At 46.1% G+C, this 18,857-nt stretch carries 18 protein-coding genes; all 18 read left to right on the top strand.

What is annotated here, in order from left to right:
* Positions 1-30 precede the first annotated feature (30 nt).
* The 18 genes from DW183_RS07410 to ung all read left to right on the top strand — a co-directional run bounded on the left by DW183_RS07410 (position 31) and on the right by ung (position 18,831).
* The gene (locus tag DW183_RS07410; protein ID WP_118281339.1) at positions 31-1,464 is read left to right on the top strand and encodes an ATP-binding protein; all 1,434 of its coding nucleotides are present in this window, start codon (positions 31-33) and stop codon (positions 1,462-1,464) included.
* 14 nt (positions 1,465-1,478) lie between these two features.
* Positions 1,479-2,540 carry a response regulator gene (locus tag DW183_RS07405; protein ID WP_243069532.1) on the top strand — a complete coding sequence of 354 codons (1,062 nt, stop codon included), beginning with the start codon at positions 1,479-1,481 and terminating at the stop codon, positions 2,538-2,540.
* Positions 2,541-2,575: 35 nt separating this feature from the next.
* Positions 2,576-3,385, top strand: a complete 810-nt coding sequence (locus tag DW183_RS07400) for a CheR family methyltransferase (protein WP_118281338.1) — start codon at positions 2,576-2,578, stop codon at positions 3,383-3,385.
* Positions 3,386-3,396: 11 nt separating this feature from the next.
* On the top strand, positions 3,397-4,428 hold the full coding sequence (locus DW183_RS07395; protein ID WP_118281337.1) for a protein-glutamate methylesterase/protein-glutamine glutaminase: 1,032 nt from the start codon (positions 3,397-3,399) through the stop codon (positions 4,426-4,428).
* Positions 4,429-4,446: 18 nt separating this feature from the next.
* Complete coding sequence (locus tag DW183_RS07390) at positions 4,447-4,839, top strand: response regulator (protein ID WP_118281336.1); 393 nt, start codon at positions 4,447-4,449, stop codon at positions 4,837-4,839.
* A gap of 13 nt (positions 4,840-4,852) precedes the next feature.
* Positions 4,853-7,003, top strand: a complete 2,151-nt coding sequence (locus DW183_RS07385) for a chemotaxis protein CheA (RefSeq protein ID WP_118281335.1) — start codon at positions 4,853-4,855, stop codon at positions 7,001-7,003.
* A gap of 16 nt (positions 7,004-7,019) precedes the next feature.
* The gene (locus DW183_RS07380) at positions 7,020-7,523 is read left to right on the top strand and encodes a chemotaxis protein CheW (protein ID WP_118281334.1); all 504 of its coding nucleotides are present in this window, start codon (positions 7,020-7,022) and stop codon (positions 7,521-7,523) included.
* 1 nt (position 7,524) lies between these two features.
* Positions 7,525-8,868 (top strand): methyl-accepting chemotaxis protein, encoded by a 1,344-nt coding sequence (locus tag DW183_RS07375; RefSeq protein WP_118281333.1) that lies wholly within the window; start codon positions 7,525-7,527, stop codon positions 8,866-8,868.
* Position 8,869: 1 nt separating this feature from the next.
* A complete protein-coding gene (locus DW183_RS07370; protein ID WP_118281332.1) occupies positions 8,870-10,204 on the top strand; it encodes an Hpt domain-containing protein in 1,335 nt (444 codons plus the stop codon).
* Between the two features lie 13 nt (positions 10,205-10,217).
* Positions 10,218-10,946, top strand: coding sequence for a hypothetical protein (locus DW183_RS07365; protein WP_118281331.1), 729 nt, complete (start codon positions 10,218-10,220; stop codon positions 10,944-10,946).
* Between the two features lie 85 nt (positions 10,947-11,031).
* On the top strand, positions 11,032-11,718 hold the full coding sequence (locus tag DW183_RS07360; RefSeq protein ID WP_118281330.1) for a response regulator transcription factor: 687 nt from the start codon (positions 11,032-11,034) through the stop codon (positions 11,716-11,718).
* Positions 11,702-13,186: a sensor histidine kinase gene (locus DW183_RS07355; protein ID WP_243069531.1), complete on the top strand. Its 1,485-nt coding sequence runs from the start codon at positions 11,702-11,704 to the stop codon at positions 13,184-13,186. The genes DW183_RS07360 and DW183_RS07355 overlap by 17 nt, the downstream gene beginning before the upstream one ends.
* Positions 13,187-13,280: 94 nt before the next feature.
* Positions 13,281-13,961: a hypothetical protein gene (locus tag DW183_RS07350; RefSeq protein WP_118281329.1), complete on the top strand. Its 681-nt coding sequence runs from the start codon at positions 13,281-13,283 to the stop codon at positions 13,959-13,961.
* A 37-nt stretch (positions 13,962-13,998) separates the two neighbouring features.
* Positions 13,999-14,916, top strand: a complete 918-nt coding sequence (locus DW183_RS07345; RefSeq protein WP_118281328.1) for a chemotaxis protein — start codon at positions 13,999-14,001, stop codon at positions 14,914-14,916.
* A gap of 76 nt (positions 14,917-14,992) precedes the next feature.
* Positions 14,993-16,729 carry a hypothetical protein gene (locus DW183_RS07340; protein ID WP_118281327.1) on the top strand — a complete coding sequence of 579 codons (1,737 nt, stop codon included), beginning with the start codon at positions 14,993-14,995 and terminating at the stop codon, positions 16,727-16,729.
* Between the two features lie 17 nt (positions 16,730-16,746).
* Entirely contained in the window at positions 16,747-17,352 is a 606-nt protein-coding gene (gene hisH / locus DW183_RS07335; RefSeq protein WP_118281326.1) for an imidazole glycerol phosphate synthase subunit HisH, read from the top strand.
* A 22-nt stretch (positions 17,353-17,374) separates the two neighbouring features.
* A complete protein-coding gene (gene hisF / locus DW183_RS07330) occupies positions 17,375-18,136 on the top strand; it encodes an imidazole glycerol phosphate synthase subunit HisF (protein WP_118281325.1) in 762 nt (253 codons plus the stop codon).
* Positions 18,137-18,150: 14 nt separating this feature from the next.
* Positions 18,151-18,831, top strand: coding sequence for a uracil-DNA glycosylase (gene ung, locus DW183_RS07325; RefSeq protein WP_118281324.1), 681 nt, complete (start codon positions 18,151-18,153; stop codon positions 18,829-18,831).
* Positions 18,832-18,857: the final 26 nt, after the last annotated feature.

Below are 18,857 nucleotides of genomic sequence, written 5' to 3'. Positions count from 1 at the left end.
GTGGGTTTTTCTAAATGGAGGACACGTTAGATGGAACAAAAGGAAATCATTGCAAAATCCATAGATCAGATCTGTGATATGATCCTTGCCTGTGATCAGACAGGCAGGATCATTTATATGAATGAGACAGCACAGAAACAACTGGAATATCCTGTGAGTGATCCTTCCATTTCTATTTTTGATATATTTCCCGGCATTTTTACTGAGGCAAAAGATCTGGCAGAGACCAGACAAAAGGCTGAGGTTGATCGTTTGCCGGTGGATATCTATCGATACAACCGGACCTGTTTTCCGGTGTGGATGCGCCTTTTAGATACTGGGAATGCAGATTATATCTGCATTGCACACGACCGGACAAAGGAGATCTATCTGACGCGTAAGGTCGACCAGGTCGGAGAAGAAGCCAAGGCGGCAGCCAAAGTCAAATCAGAATTTGTGGCAAATATCACACATGAATTGCGGACTCCGGTCAATGGGATCTTGGGCAATATCATGTCCTTACGGGAGATCGAAGAAGATTCCAAAAAATTGCAGATCATATCTTTAGTGGAACGCGGTTGTGCTGATATGAATGCTATTATCAATAATATCCTGGATTTTTCCAAGTTGGAAGCAGGCAAGTTTACATTAGAGCAGCGGGAGTTTGATTTCCGCTCTATGATGGAATATGTCAAGGCGAACCATAAGAATAAGATCGCAGAAAAAGGTTTGCAGTTTAGCATGAGTATCTCCCCGGAGATACCGGAACATATCATTGGAGATGAACTCCGTATTGTGCAGGTACTAAACAATCTCTTGTCCAATGCCTGCAAGTTTACATCGGTAGGACGTATTGCCGTGGAGGTCGTCAAGACTTCCCAGATCCACAATCGTATGGAACTCTTCTTTCTGGTCATCGATACCGGTATTGGTATCAGCAAAGAAGATCAGGACAAACTTTTTCAAAGTTTTTCCCAGGTGGATGCTTCTATATCCAGACGCTATGGCGGTACGGGATTAGGGCTGAATATCTGTAAGCAGTTAGTAGAACTGATGGATGGCTCGATCCATGTGGAGAGTACGCAGGGACAAGGTTCCATGTTCTCCTTTCAGATCTGGGTCGAGACACCACAGAGTGAGTTGCAGACCAGCCGGAGCCTGCAGGATCCAACGACTAAGTATGTTTCCTCTATCCATAGTCTTGCGGAGTTTACAGCGGAAAACGGTATGGATCATGTAAGGAAATATGGCACCCAGGAAAATAGAGAAGAATTAAAACGAGATTTAAATAAACTTATATTATCCGTGGAAATGGATAATTGGGTCAAGGCGGAAGAATTTGCAGCCACGGTGCGGGAATTGACCATGGATGCACCACAGGAAGTCAAAAGCGGTGTGCTCCGCCTTAAGATGGCAGTCCAGAAACAAAATTACGATACCGTCAACACCTATTATCAGGCGTTGAAAGAGATCTTGAAGAACTAGGGAGGCAGGAGATTATGGATCAGATTACGACACCTAAGATACTGGTGGTAGATGATGTAGAAGCAAATCGCTTTGCCTTGCGTGATATCATCCGGCAGGCGGGCTACACCCCGGTCCTGACGGAAAGCGGTATGCAGGCAATCAAGGTTTTGGAAAGAACGCAGATCGATCTTGTTATCTTAGATATTGCCATGCCGGAAATGGATGGCTTTGAAGTATGCCGGCAGATCAAGGAGAATGTGAGGACGAGAGAGATCCCGATTATCTTTACGTCCGCTCTGGACAATCCACAGGATATCAAACAGGGCTTTGCCTGCGGGGGAGCAGACTACATCACAAAACCTTTTGTACCGGATATTGTTAAAGCAAGAATTAACATCCATCTTAAATTATATGAGACGACACGCCAGTTACAGGATATGAACCACAAGTTGCAGTTATCTGTGATCGAACAACTGCGGCGTGTGGAAAATGAAAAAAGAAATGTTCTCTACGCCCTGCTGCGGGTTGCCAGAGAAAATGCTGCCTATGATGTGGCGCATATGGAACGCATCAGTAAGAATTGCCGTGTCCTGGCAGAAACCTTGCAACTGACCAAGGAATATGCAGACCTGATCCCGGATGCATATGTGGATACCATAGAACTGGCTGCCCCGGTGTGTGACATCGGAAACGTGGCAGTCCCGACAGAGATCTTACAAAAGACCGATCGCCTGACACCGGAGGAGAGCCGCATCATGCAGCGTCATACCGAAGTCGGGGAGCGTATCCTGCAGGGGATCGATGACGAGGAGCAGGGAAATGATTTTATACAGATGTCGCGGGATATCGTAAAGTATCACCATGAGAGTTGGGATGGCAGCGGCTATCCTACCGGGATTGCGGGAGAGGAGATCCCTTTGTCGGCACAGATCGTAAATATCGTTACCGCCTACTGTGCGCTGACAGAAGATAGGTCATACCGTAGTGCTTTTTCCAAGGAGAAAGCCGTGGAGATTTTAGGAGAAGAAGCAGGTGTCAAGTTTAATCCGGCACTTTACGATGTGCTTTATATGATAAAACGACAGTTGGTATAGGGGAGAATACAAAAGAGAATGAGGACTATAGTACAATGAAGATGACAGAAGCAGAATTCCAACGTATCTACCGATACGTGAAGTTACATTATGGAATTGATATGTCAAAAAAGAAAGAGATCATGACCGGGCGTCTGGAAAACTATGTGGTCGTACATGGCTACGCTTCCTATGATGCCTTTATGAATGCCTTGGAGACAGATCCGACCGGTCATATGGAAAAGCGCCTGATTGGCATGCTTACGACCAATCATACATTTTTTATGCGGGAGTTTGAACACATGGAATATCTATCCCGCGTGGTCTTGCCGGAACTTTCCAAAAAAGAGGCAAAGACAAAAGATCTGGGAATCTGGTGTGCGGCGGCATCCAGTGGAGAAGAACCCTATATGTTAGCTATGCTGATCAAGGATTATTTCGGTCTGGATCATGCAAATTGGGATACAACGATCCTGGCAACGGATGTATCCGCTGAAATCCTGGAGCAGGCGACGCGGGGGATCTATACGGCAGATGCGATCGCACCCATGCCGGCGCAATGGAAACGGCGCTATTTTAAGGCATGTCCGGATGGCTTGCATTATCAGGTGACGGACGAGATCAAAAAGGAGATCCTTTTTAGGCGTTTTAACCTGATGAGTCCCTTTTTATTCAAGCATAAATTTCACATTGTCTTTTTACGCAATGTGATGATCTATTTTGATAACAAAACAAAGCAGGAACTGATCCGCAAGGTCTATCAGTGTATGGAACCGGGTGGATACTTATTTATAGGAAGGACGGAAACGATAGATCGTTCGGTAGCACCATTTCAAATGATACAGCCATCGATTTTTTGCAAATAGGAGGTGGCTTGATGCTTAGAAAGATTAGAGTGTTAGTTGTGGAGGATTCCCTGGTATTCCGGGAACTCCTGGTACAAAATTTGAATAAAGACGAAGGAATCGAAGTCGTGGCTGCGGCAAGGGATCCTTTTGAAGCGAGGGACATGATCCTCAAATATCAGCCGGATGTCATGACCCTGGATATTGAAATGCCGCGTATGGATGGCATAGAGTTCTTACAGAAACTTATGCCCCAGTATCCTATGCCGGTTGTTATGATAAGTTCGCTGAGTGACCGTGTCTTTGATGCCATGAACGCCGGAGCGGTTGACTTTGTTGCAAAGCCGACATCCACAGAACGAAGAGCAATCGAAGAATTTATCCGCACGGAGTTGCCGGTCAAGATCAAGATCGCGTCCATTGCAAAGATCCATCGCAGACGGACGCATGCGGAAGTTGTAAATGCCCTGCATATTCAAAAGCCGACCGGAAAATGCGACCTGATCGCTATCGGGGCATCGACCGGTGGCACGGAGGCGACCATCGATGTCTTGCAGGGATTACATAAAGATGTGCCGGGAATCGTTGTGGTACAGCATATGCCGGCAGGCTTCACGGAACTGTATGCCAGCCGCCTGAACGAGCGGTGTGAATTGGAAGTGCGTGAGGCAAAGAGTGGAGATATTGTCAGACCGGGGCTGGTACTTTTGGCACCGGGTGGTGATCAACATATGGAGTTGATAAGACAGGACAATATGTATAAAATAGTACTCAAAAAGGCACCAAAGGTAAACGGTCACTGCCCGTCGGTAGATGTTTTGTTTTCTTCGGTAGCTAAGCATGCCAAGGAAAATGCCATGGGGGTGATCCTGACCGGCATGGGAGGCGATGGTGCCAAGGGGCTTTTGGAGATGCGCAAAAACGGATCCCATACGATCGGCCAGGACGAGACGACCTGTATCGTCTACGGTATGCCCAAGGTCGCTTATGAGATCGGGGCAGTGGAATATCAGGAAAAATTACCGGATATTGCAAAAAGAATTTATAATGTTTTAAACAAATAAGGGATAAGGAGAGGGAATATGAGGATTTTACTGGCAGAAGACGATTTTGTAACGCGTAAGTTTATGATGAATTTTTTGTCATCTTATGGAGAATGTGATGCGGCTGTCGATGGGATGGAGGCAGTGGATGCCTATCTCATGGCATTGGAGGACGGAGAGCCATACGATCTGGCATGTCTGGATATCATGATGCCGGTGATGGACGGCTATCAGGTCTTGCGTAGCATCCGTGATCTGGAGGCTGATCACGGCATACCGGAGGAAGAACAGGTCAAGGTCATCATGACAACGGCGCTCAACGATGAAGAAAATGTAAAGATGGCATTTGATCTGGGATGCAGTGTGTATTCCGGAAAGCCGATCAACAAAGAAAAATTCGATCAGGCATTAAAGAAATTAGGCTTGATATAGAAAGGAGTCTTTCATGGCAGACGATTTTAATACTGGCGATATGCTCAGTGTTTATCTATTTGAAAACCAGCAGCTTCTGGAAAATCTGCAGAATATCGTAATGGAACAAAAAGATGCGGATGGCTTTGACGAAGATAGTATCAATGAGATCTTTCGTACCATGCACACGATCAAAGGATCTTCCGGTATTATGATGTTTGATGAGATCACAAAAGTATCTCATAAGTTGGAAGATGTCTTTTATTTTATCCGTGAGTCCCATCCGACCACAGTACCACATGTAGAACTGGTGGAACATGTGCTGGATGTCTCTGATTTTATCATGGCGGAGATGGACAAGTTATCGGATGGCGGTGATGCCGATGGCGACGCGACAGAACTGGTCGCAAGTCTGGATGCTTTTTTGCAAAAGATCAAGGGGGAGAATGGAGCCAAAGAAGCGGATACCAAACCGGTACAAAAGGAAGAAACACCAAAGCAGTTCTATATTGCGCCGGAAACCGGTGGCAACAGTCACTTTTTCCGTATCTATCTGACTTATAATCCTGAGATCCAGATGGCAAGTATGCATGCCTACAAGACGGTATTTGCCTTAAAGAAGATCGCCAAGGACATTTTATACTCGCCGGAGGATATCCTGACAAACGAGGCGACATCCGATGAGATTGTTAAAGATGGATTTAATATCCTGATCAAAACAGATGCGACCGAGGAGGATATCCGCGAGATCGTACAGCCGGGCTATGATCTGACTAAAGTTGAGGTCTATGAATGTACGGCACAGGAATTTCAACTAGGATTCGAGGCAGAGGAGGCACAGATTCTGATCGATCTGGATTCCTCCGTGGAGGAGATCGAAAAGCGGGCGGATGCCAAAGAGGGGCAGACAGATACTGCACCGAAAAAGAAGATCGCACCCGGTGATTTCGTCATTGCTTCCAAGGAACCGGGCAAGGGCAAGAACCTGGCAAAAGAGCGTCCGGCGAAAAAGGATAAGGCTTCCTTTATCAGTGTCGACATTGCCAAGATGGATCAACTCATGGATCTGATCGGTGAACTGGTCATTTCCCAGTCGGTCGTCTTACAAAACCCGGATTTGAAAGTGCCGGGACTGAATTTAGACAATTTCAACAAGGCAGCCGGGCAGATGAAAAAGATCTCGACCGATCTGCAAAATGTGATCATGAGCATGCGTATGGTGCCGCTGACCAATACCTTCCAGAAGATGAACCGTATCGTCTTTGAGATGTCACGGAAACTTGGCAAGGATGTAACTTTTGAAATGATCGGCGATACGACAGAAGTAGATAAGAACATCATCGAACATATTTCGGACCCGCTCATGCATCTGGTGCGCAATTCCATGGATCATGGTATCGAGACCAATGAGGAGCGATTGGCGAGCGGCAAGCAGGAAAAAGCCAAGGTCACACTTTCCGCCAAGACAGAATCCGGCAAGGTATGGATCTCTGTTGCGGATAACGGAAAAGGCTTAGACCGCGGGCAGATCATGGCAAAAGCCAGACAGCAGGGACTCTTGGAACCGGGCAGACCGGAGTCCTCTTATACAGATAAAGAGGTATATCAGTTCATTACCCTGCCGGGCTTTTCGACTAACAAGAAAGTGACGGAGTTCTCCGGCAGAGGCGTAGGTATGGATGTCGTTGTTTCCAACCTGCAAAAGATCGGAGGTACGTTAGAGATCGACAGCGTACCCGGTCAGGGAAGTACAATGAATTTAAAGATCCCATTGACACTTGCCATTATTGATGGCATTGTTATGGATGTAGGGGATTCTTCTTTCGTCATGGAGACAGGAGCCGTAAGGGAATTCGTCCATGTCACGGAGGATATGCTTATCCATGAGCCGGATGGCAGGGAGTCGGTCATGATCCGTGGGGCTTGCTACCCGGTCATCCGTCTGGGTGATTTTTATGAGTTACATGACTATGAGACCAAGATTGCAAATGGTATGATGGTTCTAGTAGAAATAGAAAAAAATGTAGTCTGTCTATTTGTAGACCGTTTGGTCGGCAAACAGGAGATCGTCGTCAAACCGATACCGAAGTACATAAAAAAGGTCAAAGGTTTGTCGGGATGCACACAACTGGGAGATGGAAGCATCGCATTGATATTGGATGCCGCCGGTCTGATGGAATACTAGGAAAGGACGAAAGAAGATGAGTGAGTTTGACACACAAAAAGACAAATATGTGACTTTCCAGTCGGGGAGTGAATATTTTGGACTTAAGATCGAATATGTCAATGAGATTATTGTTTTTCAAGAGATAACAGAGATTCCGGAAAGCCCGGAATATGTCAAGGGATTGATCAATCTGCGCGGCAAGATCATACCGGTCGTGGATGTCCGCCTGCGTTTTCATCAGGAACCGATTCCTTATACGGACAGGACCTGTATCATCGTGATCCGTTATGAGCAGATGGTCGTAGGTTTGATCGTTGAAAAAATCGCCGAGGTCGTAGAGATACCGGCAGAAAACATTTTACCTTCCCCTTCGATTGGCAAAAATGATAATGCCAAAAGCCGATTCGTATCCGGTATAGGTAAAGTTGGAAATGATGTCAAGTTGTTGTTAGATCCTGCCAAGTTACTTGGGGATGAAGAAGCCGCACTGGTAGGATATTTGAATAATGAAGATGAGAGTGAAGAAGGAGAAGAGTAACATGAAAGAGAAAAAAGCAATCAAGGTACACACATTATTGATCTTTGCGTTTATCGTGCCGGAGATCCTTTTGATCATTACGCAGATCTTTTCGTATAAGTCTGTGGCTAAGGCACAACATGGTATGATGTCACCGAAATACTTACAGTCATACAATCTGTTTTTGTTTGTGGAATTGGTGATCTGCATTGCATTGATCACGACGGTCTGCATTACGATTTCCAGAAGCATCCGCACTTCATTGGCAAGCCTGAATGCGGCTGCAAGAGAGATTGCTAAGGGAAATGTGGATGTAGAATTAAAGAAAAAACGTAATGATGAGTTCGGCGAACTGGTAGATTCTTTCCAGATGGTCGTAGACAATATCCGTTATGAGTCACAGGTGGCAGGTCAGGTGGCAGAGGGTAATCTGATGATCGATGTCAAGCCATCTTCGGATAATGATGCACTTGGCGCAGCGCTCAAGGACATGGTAGAGAAGAACCAGACAACCCTGTCTCATATTACCGATGCAGCCATGCAGGTATCGACCAGTTCTTCTGAGGTGGCAAATGCATCTGAGGCATTGGCACAGGGATCTACCGAGCAGGCAAGTGCGATCGAGGAGATCACAGCCTCTATCAGTGATGTAGCCGGCAAGACCAAGGAAAACGCCCAAGAAGCATCCAACGCAGCAGAGTTGGTAGAACATGCTTTAGATAACGTACATAGAGGCAATGACCAGATGAGCGAGATGATGAACGCTATGCGTGATATCAACGATTCTTCCGAGAGCATTTCAAAGATCATCAAGGTGATTGATGACATTGCATTCCAGACCAACATCCTTGCTTTAAATGCTGCAGTAGAGGCAGCAAGAGCCGGAGAAGCGGGAAAGGGATTTGCCGTTGTTGCGGAAGAAGTCAGAAACCTTGCAGCAAAGAGTGCTACCGCAGCATCCGAGACCGCAGAACTGATCGAAGATTCCATCCACAAAGTCAATGCAGGTTCCAAGATCGCATCCGAGACAGCCAATGCTTTAGCAGAGATCACAAGCGCCGTAGAGGAGAGCGAAGGCATTATCCTTGGCATTTCCGAGGCATCCAATTATCAGGCAACGGCGATCGCACAGATCAATCAGGCGATCGATCAGGTATCCCAGGTCGTACAGAACAACTCTGCGACCAGCGAGGAATGTGCCGCAGCCAGCATTGAACTTTCCAACCAGGCAAACCGTATGCAGGAACTTTTATCGACCTATCATCTGGGAGATATCAGCCCTCACGAGTTGCCGGAAAGATCTTTTAACGAAGATGCTGCTGAGACACCATACATTCATTTAGATGATGGATTTGGAAAATACTAAGATGGAATCCTACGCAGAAAATGATCTGATCGATCATTTGATGGCGTTTTTGCACGAGACCTATGAAAAAGAACCTATGGGCATGGTCATCGACTGTGATGTCAATGTGCCCAAAAGACTGACAGGGGATCTGCAAACGACGCAGCAGGAGATTTTACAAAAGATACAAGAGGTCTTAAGTTATGGCAAGACCAGACTTTTGGTCATACGTCTGACTTATGAAAGAAGCCTTCCGACAGGTAATCTGTTAGTACTGATACAGACACATCCTGTTCGGGATCAGGGGCAGGCACCGCATGAAATGATGGGGAGAACCGAGACATTGGTTCTCCCTCAATTACTTGTAGAAGAAGGTCCGCTTGTCACCTGTAAAGAACCCTGCCAACTGATCGGTTATTATGAAAGACAACAAAATATGGATGCGGGGGAGCGACAGGCATATCTGATCACCCAGGAGCATCTGGCCAAGCAAATGGGACTGCCTTTTGTTCTCTGTGGCACCATACAGCATTTGCAGGCAGAACTGCAAAAGAAAAGAGAAGTCTGTCTTATGTTATCCATGGCGCAGTATGAGGTGCATCAGGCATACTTTTCCCATCTGCCGGAGCATGTGCGTCTGATCGTCTTTTGCCGGCAGGGACACAGGATAGAAGAACGCACGAATCAGATCGCTCTCTATGTTCCTTTTAGCAGTCTGGAACTGGCAGATGCCATTGTCAGTCCTCTGCCTGAAAAAGAGGATGTCCTGCCTACGCTGGATGCATCCGTTGGACGGCTCTATTGCGGCAATGATGAGATCTACCATAAGATCTTAAAAGACTATGCTTTGCGGGGAAAACACAACTGGGTGCGGATAGAGGAACTTTTTGCCAAGCAGGATTGGGACAATTACAGGATCGAGGTACATGGAATCAAGAGTTCCATGAAGGCGATCGGTGCTATGGAACTGTCAGAGGAGGCAAAGGCTTTGGAAGCCGCCGGAAAAGAAGGCGACATCCTTTATATCCTGTCACAACACGAAAAAATGATGCAGTTTTTTATCCGGGATATTCATAGCATACAGGCATATTTTGATATGCCGCTTTCCCCTCGAAAAGATGTGGGAGCGGAAAACGAAGAAAGTGCATCTGTCAACTTATCCGAAGCAGAGAAAAAAGAACTTCTGACGCAGTTGGAAGATGCAGCATACGGGCTGGATGGACAGGAAATGTTAAAGATACTTCAGCCACTGGAGGCGTCCGGCGGTTTTGTGGGGCTTTTACAGGAAGTAGAGCGAAAGATAGACAGCGAAGATTATTTGTCCGCCTATGATCTGGTGGAAAAGAGATTTACCTAAAAGGAGAAATGGTATGGCATACGTGATCGGTGATTTTTCATTTGAAACAGAAGAAGATGCAAGAGAGGCACAAAAGGAAGTCCAGGCGATCTCCTATATTATGAAGCAGATCGATAACGAAGATCCCAAGGCAGTATTAGCAGCCTATCAGCAGATGGTAAAAAAAGATCTCTTTCATACAAAACTCGGGCTGGGATTTTTGGAAGACATGAGAAAACAACTGCTTGCCCTTCCGGAAATTGATGCGGCAGATCTGCCGCCGGTTCCAAGCCTTCCGCCAAAGCCACAGACCGAGCGGTTACTGATCAAGGAAGAAGAAGCACCGGCACCCAAAAGGCCTGTAGAAAAGAAAGAAGGGGCAAAGCCGGCGCCTAAGCCAGGAGCAGAAGAAAAAAGAGCCGGGGGAAAGAGTGCATCCCGCCCGACCAGGCAGACAAAAAAAGAAAAAGTAGAAAAGGCTTCTCGTAAGGAAAAAAAGCAAAAAGAGAAAATAGAAGATCTGACGCCAGAAAAAATGACGGTGGCTTTGAAACGATATAAGAAATTATCCCGACTACTTCTGATCGCATGTATTACCATGCTCCTTATTATCATTGGCATGTTTGCCATCAATGCGACCAGCCAGAATCCGACGATCTTGAATTATGAAGAAAAGATCGTAGACAAGTATGCGTCATGGGAAGAAGAACTGGATGCCAGGGAACAGGAGTTAAACGAAAGAGAGCAGAAGTTGAACCAATAGGGACTTGGAGACGATAAGGTCACAATTTTGACATAATATATGTGTAGCATGAGAGAAAACAGTAGCAGAAAGGGTGTAGTGTAAGATGGCTGGAAAGAAGATATTGATCGCAGATGACGAGGCGAGGTTGCGCAAACTGGTATCAGATTATCTGGTGCGTGAGGGATATGAGGTATTGGAAGCCGCAGATGGTGAGCAGGCACTGGATATCTTTTACCGGGAAAAAGATCTTTCCCTCATGATATTGGATGTGATGATGCCGGGCGTGGATGGATTTATGGTATGTAAGGAAGTCAGAGAGACCTCCCAGATCCCGATCGTCATGCTGACCGCAAAAAGTGAGGAAAATGACATTCTAAACGGTTATGAATATGGCGCGGATGAATATATTCCAAAGCCCTTCAGTCCAAAGATCTTGGTGGCACATGTCAATGCCATTATCCGCAGGACATCGGATGCAGATGACGGCAACAAAGACCTCTTGGAAGCAGGTGGTATTGTCATTGACCGCAAGGCACATATCGTTACCATTGACGGACAGGAGATCATCCTAAGCGTAAAGGAATTTGAACTGCTGACCTATTTTATGCAAAATGCGGGAATCGCCCTGTCGAGAGACCGGATCTTAAATGGTGTGTGGAATTATGATTATTTTGGGGATGCCAGAACCATCGATACCCATGTTAAGAAACTGCGCGCCAAATTAGGCGACAAGGGAAATTATATCAAGACCATCTGGGGAATGGGGTATAAGTTTGAAGTCGAAGAATAAAGTACAGAGTATCAACCGCCAGATGGCGGGCATTTACATAACGATCATTGCCCTGACGATCGTGGCACCACTCATCATCAATTTCTGCTTTTTGGGCTATTTTTATCAGCACGAAAAGGAAGAAGCCATGATCTCGACCTTTGATCTGGTCAATCGGGCGGCAGTCGCAGGCAGTTTTGATGACGAGGAATTTCTGGATGAATTGGAAAAGGCGCATGCTAATTACAGTATTTCCGTTGTCGTTGTAGATTCGGCGGCAAATGTCCTTTTGACGACGGCACATGACACGGAGGACATGAACTCCCAGTTGTATTACGCCATGTTTGGAAAACAGATGCAGGGCAGTTCGGGGGCAGAAAGAAGTGGTGACAACTATGTCATCAAACAGCAGATGGATCACCGGCTGGGCGAAGAATACCTTGTGCTTTGGGGAACACTTGACAACGGCAATATCATCATGCTCCGTTCTGCGATCGAGGGTATCCGTGAAAGTACCAACCTGACCAACCGCTTTTTGATCTGGATCGGTATTCTGGCACTGACGCTGAGTATTTTAGCAACTTTCTTTTTGACGAGAAGGATCACCAAGCCGATACTTGCCTTAACAGACCTTTCCAAGCGCATGATCGGTCTGGATTTTCAAGCCAAATATCACAGTCAGAAAAAGCGCAACGAGGTGGATGTTTTAGGTGAGCACATGAACGAACTGTCCGAAACGCTGGAAGAGACGATCGTGGAATTAAAGCAGGCAAACCATGAATTGCAGGCAGATATTGCCTTAAAAGAGGAAAATCAGAAACGGCAGCAGGAGTTTATCTCCAATGTTTCACACGAACTGAAAACGCCGATCGCTTTGATCCAGGGCTATGCGGAAGGGTTGGCAGAGGGCATTACGGATGATGAGGAAAGCCGTGAGTTTTACTGTGATGTTATTATTGATGAAGCCAAGAAAATGAACCGTATGGTCTTGTCCATGATCTCCCTCAACCAGATCGAGACCGGCAATAACGAGATGGAGTACGATCATTTCGACATCGTTGCCTTGCTGGAAGGCATGATCCAGTCCATGAAGATCCTCTTGCAGCAGAATGACATCAGCCTGTCTTTTGCACACGATCAGGAGATCTTTGTCTATGCCGATGAATATTCGGTGGAACAGGTCGTCAGCAATTATCTCAGCAATGCCATTCATTATGCCAAAAATGAAAAGAAGATCGATATCAAACTGACAAAGAAAGAGCATGTACTGCGCGTCAGCGTATTTAATACGGGTGACCCGATCCCGCAGGATAGCATGGAGCATATCTGGGACAAGTTTTACAAGGTGGATAAGGCGCGTACCAGAGAATATGGCGGCACCGGAATCGGGCTTTCTATCGTCAAGGCGATCATGGAGAGCATGGGGCAGGAATATGGTGTGCAAAATCATGAAAATGGCGTAGAATTCTGGTTTGAAGTCGAGTGCTGATTTCAGAAAAAGGACAAATTTTTGTTGAATATTGCCAATAAGAATGATAACATAATAGTATATATAGAACAATATCATGTGCAAGGAGCGCAATATGAAATACAAGAAACAGGTTCTTTGTGGGTTGATGTTGTGTTTCTGCTTATGCATGACCGGGTGCGGAAAATTATATGTCATGACCGATGATGAGGAAAATCAGGTCGTGCTTTATGCCGCCAAGATGGTTTCCAAGTACAACCGTGCACAGGACACAGGTTACTCTTATGTATCGGATGAGCATAAGGACCAGCAAAAGGATACCGACGTGGGACAATCAGACGATGCATCGGTGGATGAGACGCAACAGGAGCAAACGCAGATGACATTGTCGGATGCTATTGGTATAGCCGGGATCAGTTTTTCATACCAGGGATATGATATATCTTCCTCATATGAAACGACAGATGTTGCCATACCGGATGCGGGAGAGGGCTATTCTTATCTGATCTTACATGTGCAGGTGGCAAATACGACAGATCAGGCTGTGACGGTCGATCTGATCAACCAGCCGGTCACTTATCAGGTCAAGATCAATGACGGGACAGCGATCGATGGTATCACGACACTTTCTATGGCAGATCTTTCTACCTATTACAACAAATCTTTGGAAGCACAGGCGACGCAGGATATGGTACTTCTTTTTCAGGTCAGTCAGACCGAGTTAGAGTCCATGGATACGCTTCAACTGCTGGTTACCAAGGATGGACAGACGAACACGATTGATTTAAACAATTAGCATACAGTGCCTAGTAGGCATTTGGGAGGAAAAAGGTATGGACACTAATATTTTACTTGAGTCAGGGACAAACGAATTGGAGATTTTGGAGTTTAAGGTAGCGAATAATCACTATGGTATCAACGTAGCCAAGATCCGTGAGATCTTATTGTATCAACCGGTCACTCCACTTCCAAATTCACATCCGTGCGTAGAAGGTATTTTTATGCCGAGAGATACGATGATTTCTGTCATTAACCTTCGCAGATGCCTGAATATTACTGAGCCGGCTGAGACAGACGGATTATTTATCATCACCAACTTCAACAAGTTAAACACAGCATTCCATGTAGATGAGGTACTTGGTATCCACAGAGTATCCTGGGAAAATATCATCAAGCCGGATGCGACTATCAGTGCAGATGATTCTGCCGTATCTACCGGTGTTGTCAAGTTAGATGACAAGTTGGTCGTGATCTTAGACTTTGAGAAGATCGTATCTGACATCAACCCCGAGACCGGACTTAAGGTTTCCGATATGGATAATTATGAGGAGAGAGACCGTAGTTCTTCTCCGATTCTCATTGCAGAAGATTCTCCACTCTTGAGCAAGTTGATCTGCGAATGTCTGCGCAAGGCAGGCTACACCAATCTGATCGTCAATATGAATGGTCAGGAAGCATGGGACAAGTTGTGTGAGATGAATGAGCGTGGCACAGTCTTAGATGATGTTCACTGTATCATTACAGATATCGAGATGCCACTGATGGATGGACACCGCCTGACCAAACTGGTTAAGGAAAATGATGTCATGAAGAAGATTCCGGTGGTTATCTTCTCATCTCTGATCAATGAAGAGATCAGACTTAAAGGAGAATCCCTTGGAGCGGATGCACAGTTGACAAAGCCGGAGATCGGTAAGTTGGTTTCAGCCATTGATGGATTGATCGAGAAATACGAAGCAAACCGCAAATAATATAAGGTTTAGAAGAGGGATGTGCTTTTGACACATCCCTTATCTGTATGTAAATAACCATTTTGGAGGTAACAATTTGGCTAATTCAGAAGATTACTTGGATAGTCTGTTGAATTCGGTACAGACCGTGCGCAAGGATGTCACGGATGCCCAAAAGCAGACAGAAGCAATCCTGAGAGAAAAACAGGAACAGAGAAACAGAATAAAGCCGGATGATGATTTTATGGAAGCCAGCGGGATCCGTGATTATAAGCCGGAACCGACCAGCCATGAAAATCTGCGCAAGGCATTGTCAGAAGATGATTTTCTCAAGATGTTCGAGGAAGAACTGGGCGAGGATCTTGATCAGTCGGATGACTTTATCCGCGAATTTGAAGATGAGATCGCACAGGATGAACTGGAATACGAAAAGTCCTTCCAAGAGGAAGCATCGTTAGAAGAGACGCCGGAAGAAGAAATCTCAGTGCCGGAGGAAACTGTAACCGAGGAAGATACGGTAGAAGGACCAGCCGAGGATCAGGCATCTGATGTGCAGACATCCGACGAAGACAGACCTGCGGATGATACGGCATCTTTTCTGGATAATATCGAAGAAGTCGTCAACAAGGCAAAAGAGCAGATCGAACAGGGCGATGATGACCTGCCGGCGCTGGATGGCTATGGCGAAGATGAGATGGATGCGGAATTTGCCGAGGATAAGGAAGAACCGGATGCGGAGGAGTCGATCGGTGAAGCGGGCGAGGACCTACTGGCAAAGTATCTACAGATGAACGATGCCGAGGCAGCAGATGCAGAAGAACCGTCTTTATTGGACGAAAACGATGAAGATATGGATCTCATGGGACTTTTGTCCGGGGATGAAGATCTGGATGATATAGGCGCTTTGTTACAGGCAGACGGCGAGGATCAGCCTTTAGAAGAAGCCCAGGAGACCTTTGAACAGTTGGCAGAACAGACAGACCCTTCTGCGGATGCGGACCCCGAAGGCAGTCCGGCAGAAGGAGACGGGGCACCGGGCAAAAAGGGTTTGGGAGCCTTGATCGATAAGATCAAATCCATCTTTAGCAAAAAGGATAAAGAGGAAGATCAGGTCTTAGATATCTCTCAGGCACCGCAGGAGGATCTGAATCAGGAAAATCTGGATATCTTGAAAGAACTTTCTGAGGCTGAACAGAAATCCAAGAAGGCAAAAAAGGAAAAGAAGCCAAAAAAAGAGAAAAAACCGAAAGAGCCAAAAGAAAAGAAGGTAAAAGTAAAGAAGGAAAAACCACCGAAGCCACCAAAGGAACCGGACAATTCTCCTAAGATCCCAGCCAAGGTCATTGTCATCTTCCTGGTACTGGCGGTCTCTATCGTTGCGCTGATCACACTCGCGCAGCATATGATGGGATATAAATTATCCTTAAGTGATGCGAGAACCGCATATAATGCAGGAGATTACTTTACTTCCTATGAAGATCTGATGGGTATGGATTTAAAAGAAGCAGATGAGGATCTTTTCAAGAAAGCGAGACTTTTGGGTGATCTGCAAAAACTGGATCAGGAATATCAGGTCTTTGTAAAAAGACAGAAGTATGAGTTGGCATTGGATTCTCTGGTAATAGGTGTTGCCAGATATGAGGAGAATTTAGACGAGGCAAAAGAACTTGGTATCGAGGATGAATACACCAAGTTGGGAGATGCATTAGCAGAACTTTTGCAGGATCAATATGGCGTATCAAGCGAGGATGCGGTCGCTATGTATCAGTTGAACCGCGAGGATTATTCGCTCCGCATTGATGAGATCATTGCATCCTTGCATTTAGACGACTAAGAGGAAAAGGACAGGATATGATAGCAATACTCGATTATGATGCCGGCAATATCAAAAGTGTAGAAAAAGCCTTGAACCATCTGGGACAGGAAACCATTCTGACAAGGAATTTCCATGAGATCCTGCGGGCGGATAAGGTCATCCTGCCGGGCGTGGGTTCCTTTGGCGATGCGATGGCGCACCTCAAGAAATACGAATTAGATCGTGCCATCCGGGAAGTCGTTGCCGAGAAGAAGCCATTTCTTGGTATATGTCTGGGACTGCAGCTTTTGTTTGAAGCAAGTCAGGAGACAGAGGGCGTTGAGGGACTTGGCATTTTAAAGGGACAGTGCCTGCGGATCCCGGAAACAGAGGGACTGAAGATTCCACATATCGGGTGGAATTCTCTGGGTTTTCCATCAGAGGGAAGACTCTTTTCCGGTATTTCAGAGGGGGCTTATGTTTATTTTGTCCACTCTTATTATCTTCAGGCAGAAGATCCTTCCATCGTAAAAGCAACCTGCCAGTATGGTGTGCAGATCCATGCATCGGTGGAAAAGGACAATGTGTTTGCCTGTCAGTTCCACCCGGAGAAAAGCGGGGAAGTCGGACTGGCGATCTTACAGAATTTTGCGGATTTATAAGAGATAGGAAGCGTGAGGATATATGTTTACCAAACGAATCATACCATGTCTGGACGTCAAGGACGGCAGAGTGGTCAAGGGTGTTAATTTTGTAGATTTAAAAGATGCCGGAGATCCGGTGGAGATCGCGGCTGCCTATGATAAGGCAGGGGCGGATGAAGTGGTCTTTTTGGATATCACGGCTTCCAGCGATCACCGGGCTACGGTGGTAGATATGGTGCGCAAGGTGGCAGCCAATGTCTTTATCCCTTTTACGGTAGGCGGCGGGATCCGCAGCGTAGAAGATTTCCGTGTTCTGCTTCGGGAGGGCGCAGATAAGATATCGATCAATTCTTCTGCCCTAAACCGTCCGGAACTTATCTCGGAAGCTGCAGACAAGTTTGGCAGCCAATGTGTAGTCGTTGCCATCGATGCCAAAAAGCGTGCAGACGGCAGTGGCTGGAATGTATATAAAAATGGTGGTCGTATTGATGTCGGTCTGGATGCCGTAGCATGGGCAAAAAAGGCAGAAGCCTTGGGGGCGGGAGAGATTCTTCTTACCAGCATGGACTGTGACGGCACCAAGTCCGGTTATGACATTGCACTCACCAGAAGCATTGCTGAGGCGGTTTCCATTCCGGTGATCGCTTCCGGTGGAGCGGGCACCAAGGAACATTTTTACGATGCTTTGACAGAGGGAAAAGCAGATGCGGCTCTGGCGGCATCCTTATTTCATTACAAAGAATTAGAGATCATGGATCTAAAAGCATATCTGGCAGAAAAAGGCGTATCTGTCAGAAGATAAAGGAGAGATGGCATATGCCTGCAATTTCAAATGATTGGCTGGCACCGCTCAGTCAGGAATTTCGTAAACCTTACTACAAAAAACTATATGAGACGGTTCTGGCAGAATACCAAAGAGGACCGGTATTCCCACCGGCGGACGATATTTTCAATGCCTTTCATCTGACACCGCTTTCAGATGTCAAGGTCGTGATCTTAGGACAGGATCCTTATCATAACTATAATCAGGCGCATGGATTGTGCTTTTCCGTACGACCGGAGGTAGAGATTCCACCATCTCTTGTCAATATCTACAAAGAATTACAGGATGATCTGGGATGCTATATTCCAAATAACGGATACTTGGTTAAATGGGCAGAGCAAGGCGTTCTTCTTTTAAATACCGTACTTACCGTGCGGGCGCATCAGGCAAATTCCCATCAGAATATTGGCTGGGAGGAGTTTACGGATGCGGTGATCCGCATTGTAGATAAGCAGGAGCAGCCGATCGTTTTCCTGCTCTGGGGCAGACCGGCGCAGATGAAAAAGAAACTTCTGACGCCAAATCCCAATCATTTGATCCTGGAGGCTCCACATCCGAGTCCGCTTTCGGCTTATCGGGGCTTCTTTGGATGTAAGCATTTTTCCCAGACCAATGCCTTCTTGGAGGCGCATGGTGCAGCCCCTATTGACTGGCAGATCGAAAATATTGTATAATCTGTATAGGATTAGGTGAAAAAGGT

The sequence above is a fragment of the Roseburia sp. AM16-25 genome (assembly GCF_003473825.1).
GTDB classification, from domain to species: domain Bacteria; phylum Bacillota; class Clostridia; order Lachnospirales; family Lachnospiraceae; genus Pararoseburia; species Pararoseburia lenta.
The sequence above is the reverse complement of the archived record's forward strand: the minus strand, read 5'-3'. Positions and strand labels throughout refer to the sequence as shown.

What these genes read in the sequence shown, in the direction of transcription:
- DW183_RS07410 (WP_118281339.1), top strand. Translation starts at nt 31, where the DNA reads ATGGAACAAAAGGAAATCATTGCAAAATCCATAGATCAGATCTGTGAT.
- DW183_RS07405 (WP_243069532.1), top strand. Translation starts at nt 1,479, where the DNA reads ATGGATCAGATTACGACACCTAAGATACTGGTGGTAGATGATGTAGAA.
- DW183_RS07400 (WP_118281338.1), top strand. Translation starts at nt 2,576, where the DNA reads ATGAAGATGACAGAAGCAGAATTCCAACGTATCTACCGATACGTGAAG.
- DW183_RS07395 (WP_118281337.1), top strand. Translation starts at nt 3,397, where the DNA reads ATGCTTAGAAAGATTAGAGTGTTAGTTGTGGAGGATTCCCTGGTATTC.
- DW183_RS07390 (WP_118281336.1), top strand. Translation starts at nt 4,447, where the DNA reads ATGAGGATTTTACTGGCAGAAGACGATTTTGTAACGCGTAAGTTTATG.
- DW183_RS07385 (WP_118281335.1), top strand. Translation starts at nt 4,853, where the DNA reads ATGGCAGACGATTTTAATACTGGCGATATGCTCAGTGTTTATCTATTT.
- DW183_RS07380 (WP_118281334.1), top strand. Translation starts at nt 7,020, where the DNA reads ATGAGTGAGTTTGACACACAAAAAGACAAATATGTGACTTTCCAGTCG.
- DW183_RS07375 (WP_118281333.1), top strand. Translation starts at nt 7,525, where the DNA reads ATGAAAGAGAAAAAAGCAATCAAGGTACACACATTATTGATCTTTGCG.
- DW183_RS07370 (WP_118281332.1), top strand. Translation starts at nt 8,870, where the DNA reads ATGGAATCCTACGCAGAAAATGATCTGATCGATCATTTGATGGCGTTT.
- DW183_RS07365 (WP_118281331.1), top strand. Translation starts at nt 10,218, where the DNA reads ATGGCATACGTGATCGGTGATTTTTCATTTGAAACAGAAGAAGATGCA.
- DW183_RS07360 (WP_118281330.1), top strand. Translation starts at nt 11,032, where the DNA reads ATGGCTGGAAAGAAGATATTGATCGCAGATGACGAGGCGAGGTTGCGC.
- DW183_RS07350 (WP_118281329.1), top strand. Translation starts at nt 13,281, where the DNA reads ATGAAATACAAGAAACAGGTTCTTTGTGGGTTGATGTTGTGTTTCTGC.
- DW183_RS07345 (WP_118281328.1), top strand. Translation starts at nt 13,999, where the DNA reads ATGGACACTAATATTTTACTTGAGTCAGGGACAAACGAATTGGAGATT.
- hisH (WP_118281326.1), top strand. Translation starts at nt 16,747, where the DNA reads ATGATAGCAATACTCGATTATGATGCCGGCAATATCAAAAGTGTAGAA.
- hisF (WP_118281325.1), top strand. Translation starts at nt 17,375, where the DNA reads ATGTTTACCAAACGAATCATACCATGTCTGGACGTCAAGGACGGCAGA.
- ung (WP_118281324.1), top strand. Translation starts at nt 18,151, where the DNA reads ATGCCTGCAATTTCAAATGATTGGCTGGCACCGCTCAGTCAGGAATTT.